The following is a 14472-nucleotide window of genomic DNA, read 5'->3' on the forward strand; positions in this document are numbered from 1 at the left end:
ATTCCAATAGAACTTTGTCTAAAGACAGAGAAAAGTATGTACAAAAAACCAATGACTCCTACTCGAGCTATCGAGACTTTTATTCTTTGCCAAAAAAAACACGAACCTATTTCGGAAGAAGTGATTTTAGTTTTAGATTCTTTTGAATCTTGGAACGAGATTGAACTTATCGGTCTTCTTAACGCTTCTTTTTATTTTCCGGATATCTTAAACGAATATAGATCTGAACAAGCAATTCGGTTACTTCTCGAAAAATTTAGGCAAAAGATTGTGGAAATTCCCATTCAATGACTCATTTTACAGAACCTAAGGTAATTTATCAAGAAGCTAACCCGTACGGAACATTTACCGCGTATTTAGAGGATGACGGAAGAACCGTTTATCTTTATCTTCAAGGAGAACAGAATCCGGAATTCGGAATCAAATCCGTGTGGGTTTGTAATCGAGTGGAAGCTCCCGATAAAAGAAGTGCGGAAGATCTTTCGAATGGCTTAGCGCCTCTTCTTCTTCATTCTGAAGTAAACGAGCCGAAGCCTCAGCCCGCTTTCGAGGAAAAGGAACTTTATTTTATCTGGACGGAAGAAGGAGATGGGGTCGCTCTTTTTTACAAAGAAGTCTTGGTTGCGTTTCTTCCTTCTTGGTCGGGCATCAAAGGTTTCCATGGGTACTCGTTTCATGCGAAGATAGAAGCTCTTACGGCGTATCCTTTGGGCAACTCTGATTTTGGAATTATTCCCGATCGAGTGCGAGCGTCTCGAAGCTTTTGGGAAGCACGTTCCAAACAAGGAGCCTGGAAGGAAATTCAGGAGAAGCGGCTTTCATTTTTAGAATCCAAATTCGGCAAACATGATAAGTATTGGTCTGCGGACGGGGGAAAGTATCCGCAACTCGGAATTGCCCGTTTTCAATCGGAAAAGTTTCCCGAGATTCTAATCTATTCTACGATCGGAATGAGCGCGCAAAACATGCCTACGGTCGAACTCTTTCATAAAAATTATGAGGACTATGCAAGAATCGAGCTGATTCTCGCCGTTAAAATCGGTTTGGAAGGATTAGAAAGATCCGAATCTTGGGTTCCTCATTTAATCGGCGAATTGATTCGTTTTCCTTGGAATATGGCAAAGTGGTTCGGTCATGGGCATACAATTACTATGTCGAGAAAGGATCCTGAAGCTCTTTATTTGAATTTTACTTCCGTTCTCTTTCGAGATTTCGAAAGTTTTTCTTTATTGAATGTGCCAGATCTTTCGGGATTCATCTCTGAAAATGGAAAACAAGTTCGATTTTTAACCTTATTACCTGTATCTGAAGAAGAAAAAGAATACGCGCAAAAAGGCGGAATTCAATCTTTTAACCGAATGTGGGACGAAAAAGGATTTTCTTGGTATCATAACTCGGAAAGACAAACTCTTATATAAAAGCCTTTTCGTCTCGTTTCGATGAGACTAAGATGAAATGGAACCTTGCCGCTTGACATTCTTGATAGAGTGAAAGAATCTCTTTATGAAATTGATCGGCGACCATTACTCGTCTCTACATAACAGTGTCCGAAATTCTGCGTCTAAATGCGGGATTTGTGCTAAATTAACGGTATTCTATTTCATAGGGATCAGTAAAATACTAAAAATGGTTGTTTTGGAAGATATTATACGCTCTATCAAACATTACATGAACCACTCAGCGTTTTTATTGGCTTTGATTTGTGCGTCTTCTTTATGGATCACACTTCCTTTGTCTCTTTTATCCGAAAGTACAGATTCGTTAAGCGCACAAGTACAAGAAAAGATTTGGCAAGAGATTTATAGCCAAGATTTTCATTCTTCCAAAAAATTGGTTCAGCTTGAACTCGCTAAGAGTGGTAAAAATGAGACAATACCTCTTTTATCTCTTTTGGAAATTTCTTTAAACGGACTTCAGAGATACAAACAAGCGAATGACATTCGTAAAAAAATTCTTTCCATATGGGAAAGTAAGTATAAGAAATCTTTCTTAGAGGAAAATTATCCGATTAATCTTGCTACTTGGACGAGAATGGTGGTTGTAAAACCTGATTCATTGTTGATTGGAGCGGAATATTTTATACCTTATCCGATCAATTCAAGCAAGGAAGGATTCTATTATCATAAGTTTACCTTGTACAATCGTTTTTCAAAAAAGCCGACTCGTTTCTTCAAATTAGAAAAATCGTCCATAACGAATCAAGAATACCGCCTTTATGAGATTAATTCAGACGGAGAGTCCAAGCAGATCAAGGTTTACGGTGATATTTTGCCAGAGATGAAGGATGAAATGAATTTTCTCGTCGAATTTTTAAGTATTTAAAGCTGATTTATATTGAATCGAGTGACTTAAAGCGTGTCTTTAAAAGAAAAAACCCGCTTCAAGAAGCGGGTTTTAAAATTTCATTCCTTTTTAGAATGAAAATTGTTGCTAGATTACTTATTTCTTCCTTGCAACTTTCTTTTTAGCTGCTTTTTTCTTTGCAGCTTTTTTCTTAGCTGCCTTTTTAGCTGCTTTCTTTTTTGCAACCATTGACTCTTCCTCCGTGTTACTAACGTTAAGCTCTAAACGTTTTCAAAGCTTAATGCCGTGATTAGAGACATAATTAATGGATCAAGATAAAAATGTAAAGTGTTTTAATAAATTTTTACATTTTTTTTTAAATTTATTTATCTTACTGATTTTCTTTTAACTCGTGAGTCTTCTCATTCACTTCAAGACAGATAAAAGATATATCATCGCTAGGATCTTTTTTACCTCGAAAGTCTTGAATCGTTTTTAGTACAAGATCCGTTAGATCTTGTGGATTCAATTGATGATTACTCTTTAAAAGATTTAAAAAATTCTCATCACCGAAAATCTCTTCGTTATCATTGAATGTTTCAGTGACTCCATCAGTGAATAAAATTAATTTATCACCCGGGTAAACTGGAATTGTCAGGCGTTTGTATTCAGTAGGTAAGACGCCTAAAACTCTTTGAGTTTCAGTTCTTAGCTCTAATTTTCCGTCTTTTCGAATGCAAATTGGAGAAGAGTGACCTGCATTGATGTACTCGAAAGTTTCTTCTTGAGAATTATATTCTCCGCAGATGAAAGTCATGAACTCGCTTCCTCTGTATCGTTCGATAAGAAACGAATTGATCACTTTGAATATCGTGGATAAATCCGTTTTTTTTCGAATTTGATTTTGAATGATACCTCTGATCGCACTGACTAAATATCCAGTTCCCAATCCGTGACCCGAAACGTCTCCCAGAGCTAACAACATTGTGTTTGAATTTAATTTTCGAATGTCTAAATAATCTCCGGAAATTCCGACAGCGGGTATTGAAAAAAATCCGATCTTGGTTCCTTTGATATGTTCGCTTTCCGCCACGTGGAGAGTTTTATCGATGATTGAAGCCATATTAAGGTCACGAACGATTCTTTTTTTCTCCACTTCTTCGGCCAATAAAGTGTAATTTTGAAGGAGCATAGAGGCCATTCGAGTGCATTCTTTCAGAAAATGCAGTTCTCCCAGATTGAAGTTTTTTCGGTTGTTCTTTTCTCCTACGAGAAATACTCCCGACACTTCCCTTCCTCTGGAGTAATTGAAAATGGGATATGTTAACTGTACTCCCGAATTATGAAGAAATTTATAGACTGATTCCCGGATTCCGAGTCCGTAGGCAAGATGTGTCGTGACGGTAACTTCCGTATTTGTCGCAAAATACTGCCATATTTCGGAATTAGAGGAGATCCGAATGAAGTTGATGTTTTTTAGATCGGTTCTGGGAAACTTATCCGCGGGTATCAAAACGAGAATTTTGGTGATGTCCAGAGCTTCTGAAACCTTTTTCATGAGACTGTTGATGGTTGCTCTCATAGAAATCGGCGCGCTGATCATCGCGGAAATCGTTTCCATAGCAGAATGTAATTTTTGGTTCCGTTTAAAACTCCACGTGTCTACTAGATTCGAAAGACGTCTATTGATGGAACTTATCGTATAGACGCTCGAACAAAGAAATAGAATATTGAATTCTTCCAAATATTTGTCTGTGGCGATCGGATTGAATTTAAAAAACACCCCAAGTAGAAGCAAATAGCTGCCCGCTAAAATTAAGATCAGATAAATTGAAGTTAAAGAGGAACTGAATGCAATTTGAACCGGAACAATCGAATATGTGAAGGTTCCATAAATGATCAATGCAGGAAAAATCAAAAACGCGGACAAAATCAAAAGTTTGGATAAGTCCGGAGAAATCAGTTCCGAAAACTCAACCGAAACGAAAGGAAGAATGGAAATTGCACTAAATGCAAAAATAAGACTTAGCTTCTTGAATAAACTCTGAAGTGGAAAAAGATTTCTTATTGAATCTAGAACGAGAAAAAAGATACAAATGATGGAACAGAATAAGATGAAATAAACTCCGTTGGTTGCGAGTATTCCAAAAATATGAGGATCCGCCTTCTGTGATCTGCCTACAAAACCGGCGATCAAAGAAAAAATAACTTCCGGAGCGAACCAACGAATCGGAAGTTCCTTTCCTCTGAGTCTGAAAGATATATTCAGGATCACAAACGCGGTGAAATAGAGAAAAAAGAAAAATAAAAAGTGAAACTCGTGAAATCCCACCAAAAAGAAATTAAACAAACTCAGACACGATAAGGATCCGAATAACAAAAGCATATAGAGATCTCTTGTATAAAAGAAAAACCAAATCGCTACGGAAAGATACAATAAAGAGATAAGAATATCCCTTGTAAATTCTTGGATGACAGAGTAATACGATTTCGGTGCTAAAATAACCGGAATCGTTTCACTTACCCCCTTACCATAAACGTGTATTCCGTTTTCGTAAGATTTTCCAGACTCGGCCATCTTTACGGCGATTTCCAATTCCAAAAGGTCGACCTTTTTTCCGAGAATGTTTGGAAACTCTTCGCCACTTTGAATGATTGTCCCGTTCGGATAATAATAGAAGGGAGGTTTTAACGTTTCGGAAGAAGTTTGTAAAACACCGACAAGGAGAACGATGCTGAGCAAAATCAGAGAGATAAATAATAAAAGTATGTTTCTCACTACGGAAGCCTCAGATCGTGAATCGAAATCATAGTGCGGTTTTTCCAAGTAATAACCAGAGGGTCATTTTCGATATTTTCTTCTACTTCCCATCCCGTTGAAAGAAGGTTTTTGCCGAAGTTGGAGTTTCTATGAACCTTGAAATTTTTTCCCGACGTTTTTAAAGAAATTGTGTTCTCGTTTCTTCGAATGACTCCGACGAGAAGATCGTATTCTTCGTTCCAAGATATTTCTTTGAGGTAGGATTCTACGAGATTTTTAACGTAGCTCAAACTTTGAACGGATCTGGAAGTTCTTGCCGAATATAATACTCCCAGTATATAACAAAGAACTAATACGGAGACCTGATTTGTGATCCCCAGCTTTAAAATGACAAAGTAGGTTTCGTCGCTCTCCGAATGGAGAAATTCCACAAGTTCTCCTGGCTCTCTGGAAAGAATTTCTATGCGGATATTGCCGATCATAGGAGGTTCTGCGGCCGCTTCCAGGAACTTTCGGATTTTACCTGCGGTTTCCAATTCCTTTCTGTATTTTTTATTTTCTGCAACTTGGGAGGACAGGATATGATTGTGGACAGCAATCCCGCATTTTCCGGAAAGAAAACTCAGATCCTGTCTGACCGAATCTTTGGGAATGTTGGATACGGCGAGAAAACCGAAAAGAGTTTCTCTATAAACGAAAGGTAAAATGAAATTGGCTCTGAGACTCACAAAGTCTTCGTTGATCTCGTGATTTTGATCCGGTTCCCCTATGATCGAGCCGTTCTTTTTATTCAAAATGTATTTTAAAAGCTTTGCTTCGGGATTGATTCCGTCATGGGTAATTACTTTTCTTTGTTTCTTTTTTGCGTACATATAGAGCTCGAACGTTTTCAAATCGTTGTTGAGTAATGCCAGTTTACCGTAATTACTTTCTGTTAATCGAACAAGATCGGGAAAAACGTTTTTGATCAAACCTTCGTGGTCGAACTTGCGATAGGCTAATCGAGAAGAACGGGGATCGTCGCTTAAATATTCGGAAATCAGAATGGACTTAAGTTTACCGCTGAGTTTTTCCTGGAGGGGAAAAATGATAAAAACAGCAAAAATCAAAGTAGAAAGCAAACTTACTTCCATGTAGTATTCGATTGCCGTCGGGAACACGGAGAGGATAAAGAAATAGAACCCTAACGCGATGAGAACAGAGGTTCCCTTTGCGAATAGATTGATGATTCCGGAAATGAGATAATAATCCGTCACAAGAGAACGAAACGTTTCCTTAAATCCTCGTCGAGAGTTTTTACTTTCAGGTGGTGTAGTAAGCATTCTCTTTTATATATTCTTCCGAAAAATCGCAGCCCCAAAATTTCATGGAAACCGTTCCAATATTCAACATTACATTTAAAGAAATTTCAGTATTATTTTTTAAATATTCGGAAAGCTTTTTTAGGGTTTCTGGATTCGCTTCTTTAACGGGAAGGGTCCCGAAATAAATTTGGAGATTTTCGAACGGAATCGGTTCTTCGAAAACCTTGCCCACAGCCATCACCAATCTTCCCCAGTTCGGATCTCCGCCATAAATCGCTGTTTTTACTAAGGGAGAGTTGAGAATGGACTTGCCGATTTTTTTTGCTTGGGCTTCGTCTTTTGCGCCTTTGATTGTGAGTTCGATTAATTTAGTCGCACCTTCCCCGTCGATCGCGATGAGTTTCGTAAGATCGATGCAGATTTCGGTAAGAGCTTGGGAAAAATCTTCCATCGAACTTTCGCCGGACAAACCGTTGCAGAGTAACGCTACCGTATCCGAAGTGGAAGTGTCCGAATCGATGGTCAAACAATTGAAACTTTGATCGACCGATAATTTTAAAACCGAATAGAGATCGGTTCCTTTCGGAAGAGAAACATCGGAAAGAATGTAACAGAGCATCGTCGCCATATTCGGTTCAATCATTCCCGCACCTTTTGCGATTCCGTAAATTGTGCCTTCTCCTGACTTGGTTTTAATTTTTCGGAAAGAAATTTTTTTTCTCTTATCTGTAGTCATGATTGCTTCTGCGACTTCTTCCAGGTTTCCCGGTTTTAAAAGAGATTTCGCTTTTTTGCAAGCGGGAAGAATGATTTCCATTTTTAGGGGAATTCCGATCACGCCAGTAGAGGAAGGGAGGACTAACTTTTCGTCGATGTCGAGAGATTCTCCGATTGCTTTGCAGATTTCTCTGGAGTTTTGAATTCCTTTTTCTCCTGTCGCAACGTTGGAGTTTTTGGAATTAATGACTACCGCTTGAAGAATTCCGGATTGAATGTGCTCTTTTCCGACGATTACCGGAGCGCCGGGATAGTTGTTTTTCGTAAACATGGCCGCCGCTTTGCAAGGTACGTCGGAATAAATAACGCCGAAATCTTTCGTATTGTCTTTAATTCCTATATTGATTCCGAAAGATGAAAAGCCTTTGGGCATTGTCATAAGATCCCTCAACGTGTCAGTTGGATCTATCTTTGGGAAATTATCTCTGCCGAAAAGAAGAATTCAAAATGTTTCGGCCTGATAACGAATGGGAATCGTAACTGCAAAAATAGTTCCGCCTTCTGAATTGTCGAAAACTTTTACGGAGCCGTGGTGAAGGCGAACGATATGTTTTACGATGGAGAGGCCTAAGCCGGTTCCGCCTTCTTTTCTGGAACGGTTCTTATCAACTCGGAAAAATCTTTCAAAAATTCTACTTTTATCCTCGTCTTGAATTCCGATTCCTTGATCGATCACTTGAAACTGGATCTGATCCGATTCGAAAGGAAAAATTTTCAGGATAATTGTTTTGCCTTCGGGGGAATAAGCGGAAGCATTCGAGATTAGATTCAAAAGCATATGCTCCAAAAGGACCCAATCGGCCGCGATCATTAGAGGCTCCGGCATCTCCACTAGGAACTTCTGTCCTTTAGGCGACACAACTCCTTCGACCGTATAACTTAAGTTCTCCACAAGGGATTTTAAGGAGAATTCCTCTTCTCCGGAGATCTTGGTTTGGTTTTCGATTCGAGTAATCGCGAGCATATCTTCCACAATACGAACCATACGGTCTGTATTTCTTGAAATTGCGTCCAAGAATCTTTTCTCGTGACTTTCGGGAGAAAGACGTAAACGATCGAGTAGCGTTTCAGTGTATCCCTTAATGGACGTAATCGGGGTCTTGAGTTCATGAGAAGCGTTCTGAACAAATTGTTCTCTTATGATGTGGGATTGTTTTTCTTCGGTAATGTTTCGGATCACTCCGATGTACATGAGGGTTTTCCCGTTCGTTTTCAGAGGATACATTTTGATTGTATAAAAATTTTGTCCGAGATCCAGTTCCATCTTAGAGTCGCCTAATCCTTTGAGGTGATTTGATACGAATTCCAAGAGTCTCGGATCTCGGGTTGCGTCTGCGACTTTTCTAGATCTGGAATTCGGCTCTATGAGAGATCCTGGGATACTTTTGTTTTGAAAAAGAATGGAAGTATTTTCGGGATCGATCGCAAAAACTCCTTCCTTTAAGTTCTGTAAAACGGAATCGAATTTTTCTTTTTCGATCGTGAGATCCACAAACTGACTTTTAAGTCTTGTGGACATTAAATTGATGGAAGAGGCGAGATCCGCAAGTTCTCGAATGTCGGACAAAGTCAATTCGGACCCGAAGTCGCCTGCGTTGATCTCTCCTGTTTTTTTTTCGATTCTATCCAAAGGTTCCACTACACTTTTGGCGATCGAATACGACATGTAGAATGTTCCGAACATCGCGAAAAGAACGTAAAACGAAAACAGAAGAACTTTAAAATCGGAATGAACAAACTTTTCCACAAAAAGAACTATTCCCGCGACAACGAGAAGGACTAGCAAAAGTAACCAGTTACTGAGAAGAAGTTTTGAAAATAAGCTACGCCTCATTGAATCTATAGCCGATTCCGCGTATCGTTTCGAGCCTTTCTTTTTCGCCTCCGAGCTTATCGCGTAATCTTTTAATATTTACGTCGACGGCTCTGTCGGTGACGTAAATGTCTTTTCCCCAAACCCGATCTAATAATTTATCCCTTGTAAAAGCGACGCCGGGGTTGGTCATGAAAAGATTCAGAATTTTATATTCGATTAACGTTAAGTCGACTTCGGAATTATTGATAAATGCTTTATGTGCTTTTAGATTAAGAAAGATGTTTCCAATGGTGATGTTTCCTTCGAATTGCTCTTCTTCCTCGCCTTCTTTCGCTCTTCTTAAAACGGAACGTACTCTTGCGATTAATTCCCTAGTACTGAAAGGTTTGCGAACATAATCGTCCGCACCGAGTTCGAGTCCGAGAACTGCTTCGGTTTCACCGGATTTGGCGGTGACCATAATAATCGGCATAGAATATTTTTCTTTGATTTTTTTACAAAGATCCATACCGCCTATTCCCGGAAGCATGAGATCTAAAATGACTAGATCCGGAGTATTCTTTTCCAGTTTTGGAAGTACCTCTAATCCGTTTTGACACGTATCTACTTGGTAGCCGTTTTCTTCGAGGTGAAATCGGATTAGTTCGGCGATATCTTCCTCATCATCTACGACAAGGACTTTTTGCCCTGGGTTCCCTGGTTGATTTTTCATGAAGTCCTATTCTTTTTTTGCCGGCCTATCGTTATTATTTTACAAACCGACTTTCCTTTTTTAGAAAATTAGAAACCGTGAGATTTCTTCTATTTCGACCGGGCAAAGTCTATACTCTTAATATTCCAGAAATTCGTTACAATTAGAATACGAAAAAATTACAAACAACAGAAATTCGGTTTTCTCTATCGTTCTCATCGAATCTATACGGCAGAGAAAACAAAAATTACTCTTTGTCGTCCAATTGTGCGTTGATTTTTCGTACTAGTGTTCTTTGACGGAAAATTGAAAAAACGAGGAAACCGGAGAGTAATAAAGCTCCGATGAAATAAACTTCGTTCAGGCTTTTCAATCTTTCATGTTCTTCTTCGATTGCTTTGATGCTTTCCAAGTGAGAAATTAAAAAATAAAATTTGTCCGTCTTAGGCCACTCTTTCCTAGATTCTTCCCGAATTTGAGTGATTAGAATCGCCGCTTCTTCTTTTTTCATCTTTTGGAGGATGGGAAAAATCCGGTCTAAATCGGAATTAAGATATTCTTTCGCTCCCATAATCGGTTTTGGTTCTCCGTTATCGGAAAGAGAGTTTTTATCTGCAAATGCATTGTTCGTCGTTGTCAGGACGAAGAGAATTAAAAAGGAAAAGAGAGAAGTTTTTAAAATACTCGAATTCATTCAAAAAAACCTAATTTGTTTTTCCATTCTTTGGTGTATGGATTTCTGTAATGGACAAGATAGATTCCTGCTAGAATAGAGAAAACACAAAAGAGAATACTGCTCGTGACTAAAATAAAAGGAAGGAGATTGGTCTCGATCAAAAATCTAAAATCCAAAAAAAACAAAACGGATAAGGGTGAAAATCCTAGGAAAAATAAACCGGATAAGATAATTTTAATGTGACGTACGGGAACGATATGCAACATTACCCTTCGCTTTAAGTCCGGTGGGACAGTCGTAGTATTTTCCGGATGATTTAGGGGGCCGTCTTCGAAAAAATGCAGTTTTTCTTCGAGTTCGGTCGGGACGGAATCTATTTCTTTGGAATGGGAATTATTCTTGCTTTTCATTCTCTTCTTTGTTTAACCAATCTCTCATGATTTCCTTACCTCTGAAAATATAACTCTTTAAAGTGTTCATTTTCAAGTTTAATTTTTTGGAAATTTCTTTATAGGACATATTCTCGAAGTAATGAAGTATGATCGGCTTACGATAGAGTTCCGGTAAACTTTCCACGAGGCTTCTGATTTTTTCGGAGATTTCCTGTTTCAGAAGTTTTGTTTCCTGTTCGGATGAGATTTCGTTTTTCTTTTCTATTTCACTTTCTACGAGCAGAAGCGTATCTAATCCGGATACCTCCGGATGTTCCCTACGATATCTTCGAATGATGTCGTTTCTTGCGATTACGAACAGCCAAGTGGAGAATTGGGATCTACCTTGAAACGTAGATAGACTTTCAAAGGCTTTTAAGAAAATATCCTGAGTAAAATCTTCGGCTTCGGTTTCGTTGCGAAAGGCCTTGATCGCTTGAGAGTAAATCAATCCTTGATACCGATTCATCAGTATTTCAAAGGAATTAAAATCGCCGTGTAAAACTTTTTGAATGCAATCCCAGTCTTCCTGATTGCATACAATTGGAATGTTTTCCCTCATCGGGAGAATTTATAATAGCAGAGTAGTCCCAGACCGGCTCCGAGTGGAACAAGTCCGCCTAGCATGGCGAGAGATTGTCCTAATACGGAAATGAATCCGATGGAAAGTGCGATTCCAACGAAAGTGAAAATCAATCCTAAAAAGAAAGAATAAGTTCTCAGATCGAAAATTTCTTTTTTATAAAGTCCGGCTTTGATGATTTCAATCCGTTGTCTGTACCACCAATAAAAAACAAAAAATAACAGCGCACAACCGAATACAATTCCAAAGATAGGAACTAAGTAAAGAACCACTTTATAGTCGGATCCGGAGTTGGAACTTTGATTCTGAAGGTGTTTCAGAATCAAGTCCAGCGTTTCTAGTAATTTTGCTTTTTCTTCTGGATTCATCTTGCAATCGCTGTCATTTTTCTATGTTCCGCTTTGGTTTTGAAGTAAGGAATTCTTTCTTCTATGCCCGGGCGGTTGATCAAAGATTGATACCATTCTTCTTCTTGAAAACTTTCTTTTAAGAAAGAATTCCGAATTTCGGGTTGAAACAGGTTTTTAATCATCTTCATAACTTTTTACCTCCTTTGAAAATTATGGCACGTTCTAAGAACCAAATGTCAATCCAAACCATAAAGTTATAGTTTTCGGAATCGGTTCTTATGTCTTATAAAACTATCGGCAGATTCGAACAATTCGTAGTATGATTTCTCGACTCGTAAGATATGTTTTTCGTCTTTGAATTTAAAACTTTAAGACGTTCGTGTTATATGCAATCGACTGGATCTTACAACTTATCCTAATCGGAACTTTTTCCAGAGAGGATTCAAGTTGAAGTAACATGTCATTTTATCCACAATTTTCAGATGGTATCCGCGCGCAACACTGAAAAGCGCGTTGCGCACTAACCCCTAAACTAAAGCCAGTTTCTCCCTCAGAGAACCCTTTTTGCAAACACATACGGAAATGCCGATAATCCTCTGGGATCGGTAGTTTTACCCATCCTCGGAGGTCCATTTATTCCATCGTTGGATGGGATTAACGGGTTGCCCGTTCCAATAGAACTACCTGGCATAACTGCACTTCCTCCATTTTGAATACCCTGAATAACATGCCCCTGAAATCTATCCCTTCTTCTTAACCCGCCGATCCATTCGCTATCCGAATCCATCACCGACACAAAAGCTCGTCCCTGAACCGCAAAATGTCGAGCTTGATTTGTAATTGAGGTTCCCGGAGTGATGTCCGGCAATCGATGTTTGTAGAAACGAACCTTAACTCCAGAGAGTGATCCGCTGGAATTCGCAGCAGAACACGTGAAACTAATCGTTCTACTGGCAGACGAGAGGGCCGTGATAGCCAGGGTTGCATTTGCGGGAACTCCCCCAATTGCTTGTTGAAGCGTTCCAGTCATCCAATTCGTAAAAGAACTATGAACCAGATTATCCTCAATAAGGGCATCGATCAACTTTTGACAGGCTGTCGTATTTGCGAACGTCACAGTCAGAACGTTGCTTGAAATCGCATAACTGATTGCGTCGAAGTCGATCACATTCGTTCCAAGAGGATCATAACGAAAAGGTTTGTTCAACCAATACGAAACCAGATCCGGCATTCCACCGGCACCACTTGCATTGATCAATTGATCCGGACTGGCCAAACAAAACGCTGGAAAATCCGTAGACGGAGTTCGAATGTCGTCCATCCAAAACATTTCTCCAACGAACTTCCTTTCCTGCTTGAAGGTAACGTCAAGGAAGTTTTTGAAGAAAAGGTAAACTTGATTGATCCCCTTTACGAACTTCAAAGGATTGTTTGTATCTGGATTAATTCCAGCGATAATGTCGGAATGAAGATCAGTCACCAAACCGGTTTTCACGTTCGCCGCTTGTTTTGACTCTGTAACTTCACCGTCTTTGATACGATTTCCTTTAAGTCCGCGCATAATACGAAGGTCAGTTCCAAGCGAAACAGTTCCGGAACCGTTTACAGTGATGGTTCGTAGTGAAATATCACCGGCGACGAGAGAACCTTGACGACAAATTATTTCGTTAGAATCGTCTCTCCAAATGACCGGACCGTCAGAAGGAAGATTCGAAGGACTATCGTATGGAGTTTCCTGAAATTTGTGACGAACAACGAGAGTGAAAGTTACGTTATTTGGAACCTGGATGTTTGCCGTTGCAGGAATGCAAACTCTCTTTCCAAATTCATCGTAAGCGATCAAAGTATCAGTAAGGTCTACATGATTCGCTCCAGTTCCGATAACGATGGTTCCTCCGGAGTCGATACCAGGACCCCAAGCATCCATGTCGCGTTGAAGCACTGCGTTGGACTTTGATTCTTGTTCGTGAATCCAGTCTTCCGGAAAGACTCTCTTGCCTACACTTGGAAATGTAATTCCTGGGAGTTTATCCATTTGTGACCTCCTCATAAGTGGGGAAAGAAATTTCGATCGCTTCTATTTCTGTGTAGAGAACTGAAACGTTCGTTTTTTCGTTATTCTCGATCTGAGAAATCAGATCCTTTTTGATTCGTTTACAGGTACCGCTGAATAGTTCGTATTTTGCGGCCTTATCTTGAACGGAACTTGCAAGTTCTGAAATATCATCATCGGAATTTGATTTTGATTCACTTACAAGGGCTTGAAGCTTTAATTTTATCGAATCTCTACCAGCCGGTAAAGTTTCGATCCAAAGATTCGCTTGTTCCCGTAACACCGGCCAAGAGATCGGTTCATGTTTAGGATAACGCGCAAGAACGGTTTCGAGAGCTTCGTCGAATTTTGAATTGATTAGGGTGATTTTTTGAATTTTGTAGTTTGAAATCGTAAGAAAACCACATTGCAAAAGCTCTAATGTAGTTTTCGGAACGAGCTGATCGTTTTCGATTTTTTGATTCAGAGGAACATTGAATAAGCCTCGATCAGCTTTTTCGGAAAGGGAGAGTTCTTTCAAAAAACCTGATTCAAATTTGAAGCCTTCCGGAGGAAAAGACGTTCCGCGATGAATTCGCTTTTGTTTTTCCTCGGATTTTCCACGGTTAAATAATTCAACCTCAAGATTGATTGAATCGTTGCGATCGACAGGAAATTCTTCCTGAGAATCGATTGAGTAAACAAAAACCTTTTCCATATTGCTCCTAACAAGGAGCGATTAAGTAGTTGGCGCGTTATACGCTCTTT

The 14472-nt window shown here is 39.3% G+C and carries 15 protein-coding genes; 3 read left to right on the forward strand and 12 right to left on the reverse strand.

From position 1 onward, the window contains the following. Nucleotides 1-36: 36 nt before the first annotated feature. From FHG67_RS01160 to FHG67_RS01170, 3 genes are all read left to right on the forward strand, one after another. Nucleotides 37-291, forward strand: coding sequence for a hypothetical protein (locus tag FHG67_RS01160; RefSeq protein ID WP_016758622.1), 255 nt, complete (start codon nt 37-39; stop codon nt 289-291). Then, nucleotides 288-1418, forward strand: coding sequence for a suppressor of fused domain protein (locus FHG67_RS01165; RefSeq protein WP_016760401.1), 1131 nt, complete (start codon nt 288-290; stop codon nt 1416-1418). The genes FHG67_RS01160 and FHG67_RS01165 overlap by 4 nt, the downstream gene beginning before the upstream one ends. Before the next feature lie 208 nt (nt 1419-1626). Continuing rightward, nucleotides 1627-2322 (forward strand): hypothetical protein, encoded by a 696-nt coding sequence (locus FHG67_RS01170; protein WP_004495359.1) that lies wholly within the window; start codon nt 1627-1629, stop codon nt 2320-2322. A 352-nt stretch (nt 2323-2674) separates the two neighbouring features. On the opposite strand, the gene FHG67_RS01175 is transcribed toward FHG67_RS01170, so the two are convergent. The 12 genes from FHG67_RS01175 to FHG67_RS01230 all read right to left on the reverse strand — a co-directional run bounded on the left by FHG67_RS01175 (nt 2675) and on the right by FHG67_RS01230 (nt 14422). Further along, nucleotides 2675-5062 (reverse strand): PP2C family protein-serine/threonine phosphatase, encoded by a 2388-nt coding sequence (locus FHG67_RS01175; protein ID WP_004498391.1) that lies wholly within the window; start codon nt 5060-5062, stop codon nt 2675-2677. Beyond that, nucleotides 5062-6366: a hypothetical protein gene (locus FHG67_RS01180; RefSeq protein ID WP_002622292.1), complete on the reverse strand. Its 1305-nt coding sequence runs from the start codon at nt 6364-6366 to the stop codon at nt 5062-5064. The genes FHG67_RS01175 and FHG67_RS01180 overlap by 1 nt, the downstream gene beginning before the upstream one ends. Next, a complete protein-coding gene (argJ, locus tag FHG67_RS01185; protein WP_004495303.1) occupies nt 6347-7498 on the reverse strand; it encodes a bifunctional glutamate N-acetyltransferase/amino-acid acetyltransferase ArgJ in 1152 nt (383 codons plus the stop codon). Before argJ ends, FHG67_RS01180 begins: the two co-directional genes overlap by 20 nt. A 69-nt stretch (nt 7499-7567) precedes the next feature. Further along, nucleotides 7568-8959, reverse strand: coding sequence for a HAMP domain-containing sensor histidine kinase (locus tag FHG67_RS01190; RefSeq protein ID WP_004498400.1), 1392 nt, complete (start codon nt 8957-8959; stop codon nt 7568-7570). Further along, entirely contained in the window at nt 8949-9653 is a 705-nt protein-coding gene (locus FHG67_RS01195; protein ID WP_002622271.1) for a response regulator, read from the reverse strand. Before FHG67_RS01195 ends, FHG67_RS01190 begins: the two co-directional genes overlap by 11 nt. 226 nt (nt 9654-9879) lie before the next feature. Then, nucleotides 9880-10326 carry a hypothetical protein gene (locus FHG67_RS01200; RefSeq protein WP_004495319.1) on the reverse strand — a complete coding sequence of 149 codons (447 nt, stop codon included), beginning with the start codon at nt 10324-10326 and terminating at the stop codon, nt 9880-9882. Next, on the reverse strand, nt 10323-10718 hold the full coding sequence (locus tag FHG67_RS01205) for a hypothetical protein (protein ID WP_004498368.1): 396 nt from the start codon (nt 10716-10718) through the stop codon (nt 10323-10325). The genes FHG67_RS01200 and FHG67_RS01205 overlap by 4 nt, the downstream gene beginning before the upstream one ends. Next, nucleotides 10702-11301, reverse strand: a complete 600-nt coding sequence (locus FHG67_RS01210) for an RNA polymerase sigma factor (protein ID WP_002622287.1) — start codon at nt 11299-11301, stop codon at nt 10702-10704. The genes FHG67_RS01205 and FHG67_RS01210 overlap by 17 nt, the downstream gene beginning before the upstream one ends. Then, on the reverse strand, nt 11298-11690 hold the full coding sequence (locus FHG67_RS01215; RefSeq protein WP_004498403.1) for a hypothetical protein: 393 nt from the start codon (nt 11688-11690) through the stop codon (nt 11298-11300). The genes FHG67_RS01210 and FHG67_RS01215 overlap by 4 nt, the downstream gene beginning before the upstream one ends. Further along, nucleotides 11687-11860, reverse strand: coding sequence for an LIMLP_16695 family PerRB-regulated protein (locus FHG67_RS01220; RefSeq protein ID WP_002622274.1), 174 nt, complete (start codon nt 11858-11860; stop codon nt 11687-11689). Before FHG67_RS01220 ends, FHG67_RS01215 begins: the two co-directional genes overlap by 4 nt. Before the next feature lie 362 nt (nt 11861-12222). Then, on the reverse strand, nt 12223-13707 hold the full coding sequence (locus tag FHG67_RS01225; protein ID WP_004501535.1) for a hypothetical protein: 1485 nt from the start codon (nt 13705-13707) through the stop codon (nt 12223-12225). Beyond that, a complete protein-coding gene (locus tag FHG67_RS01230) occupies nt 13700-14422 on the reverse strand; it encodes a hypothetical protein (RefSeq protein WP_004498892.1) in 723 nt (240 codons plus the stop codon). Before FHG67_RS01230 ends, FHG67_RS01225 begins: the two co-directional genes overlap by 8 nt. Nucleotides 14423-14472 lie beyond the last annotated feature (50 nt).

Source organism: Leptospira weilii (assembly GCF_006874765.1).
Classification (GTDB): domain Bacteria; phylum Spirochaetota; class Leptospiria; order Leptospirales; family Leptospiraceae; genus Leptospira; species Leptospira weilii.

Excerpts from the sequence above, each read along its gene's own strand:
- argJ (WP_004495303.1), bottom strand. The coding sequence starts at position 7,498 with ATGCCCAAAGGCTTTTCATCTTTCGGAATCAATATAGGAATTAAAGAC.
- FHG67_RS01180 (WP_002622292.1), bottom strand. The coding sequence starts at position 6,366 with ATGCTTACTACACCACCTGAAAGTAAAAACTCTCGACGAGGATTTAAG.
- FHG67_RS01215 (WP_004498403.1), bottom strand. The coding sequence starts at position 11,690 with ATGAATCCAGAAGAAAAAGCAAAATTACTAGAAACGCTGGACTTGATT.
- FHG67_RS01195 (WP_002622271.1), bottom strand. The coding sequence starts at position 9,653 with ATGAAAAATCAACCAGGGAACCCAGGGCAAAAAGTCCTTGTCGTAGAT.
- FHG67_RS01205 (WP_004498368.1), bottom strand. The coding sequence starts at position 10,718 with ATGAAAAGCAAGAATAATTCCCATTCCAAAGAAATAGATTCCGTCCCG.
- FHG67_RS01225 (WP_004501535.1), bottom strand. The coding sequence starts at position 13,707 with ATGGATAAACTCCCAGGAATTACATTTCCAAGTGTAGGCAAGAGAGTC.
- FHG67_RS01165 (WP_016760401.1), top strand. The coding sequence starts at position 288 with ATGACTCATTTTACAGAACCTAAGGTAATTTATCAAGAAGCTAACCCG.
- FHG67_RS01160 (WP_016758622.1), top strand. The coding sequence starts at position 37 with ATGTACAAAAAACCAATGACTCCTACTCGAGCTATCGAGACTTTTATT.
- FHG67_RS01230 (WP_004498892.1), bottom strand. The coding sequence starts at position 14,422 with ATGGAAAAGGTTTTTGTTTACTCAATCGATTCTCAGGAAGAATTTCCT.
- FHG67_RS01200 (WP_004495319.1), bottom strand. The coding sequence starts at position 10,326 with ATGAATTCGAGTATTTTAAAAACTTCTCTCTTTTCCTTTTTAATTCTC.
- FHG67_RS01170 (WP_004495359.1), top strand. The coding sequence starts at position 1,627 with ATGGTTGTTTTGGAAGATATTATACGCTCTATCAAACATTACATGAAC.
- FHG67_RS01210 (WP_002622287.1), bottom strand. The coding sequence starts at position 11,301 with ATGAGGGAAAACATTCCAATTGTATGCAATCAGGAAGACTGGGATTGC.
- FHG67_RS01220 (WP_002622274.1), bottom strand. The coding sequence starts at position 11,860 with ATGAAGATGATTAAAAACCTGTTTCAACCCGAAATTCGGAATTCTTTC.
- FHG67_RS01190 (WP_004498400.1), bottom strand. The coding sequence starts at position 8,959 with ATGAGGCGTAGCTTATTTTCAAAACTTCTTCTCAGTAACTGGTTACTT.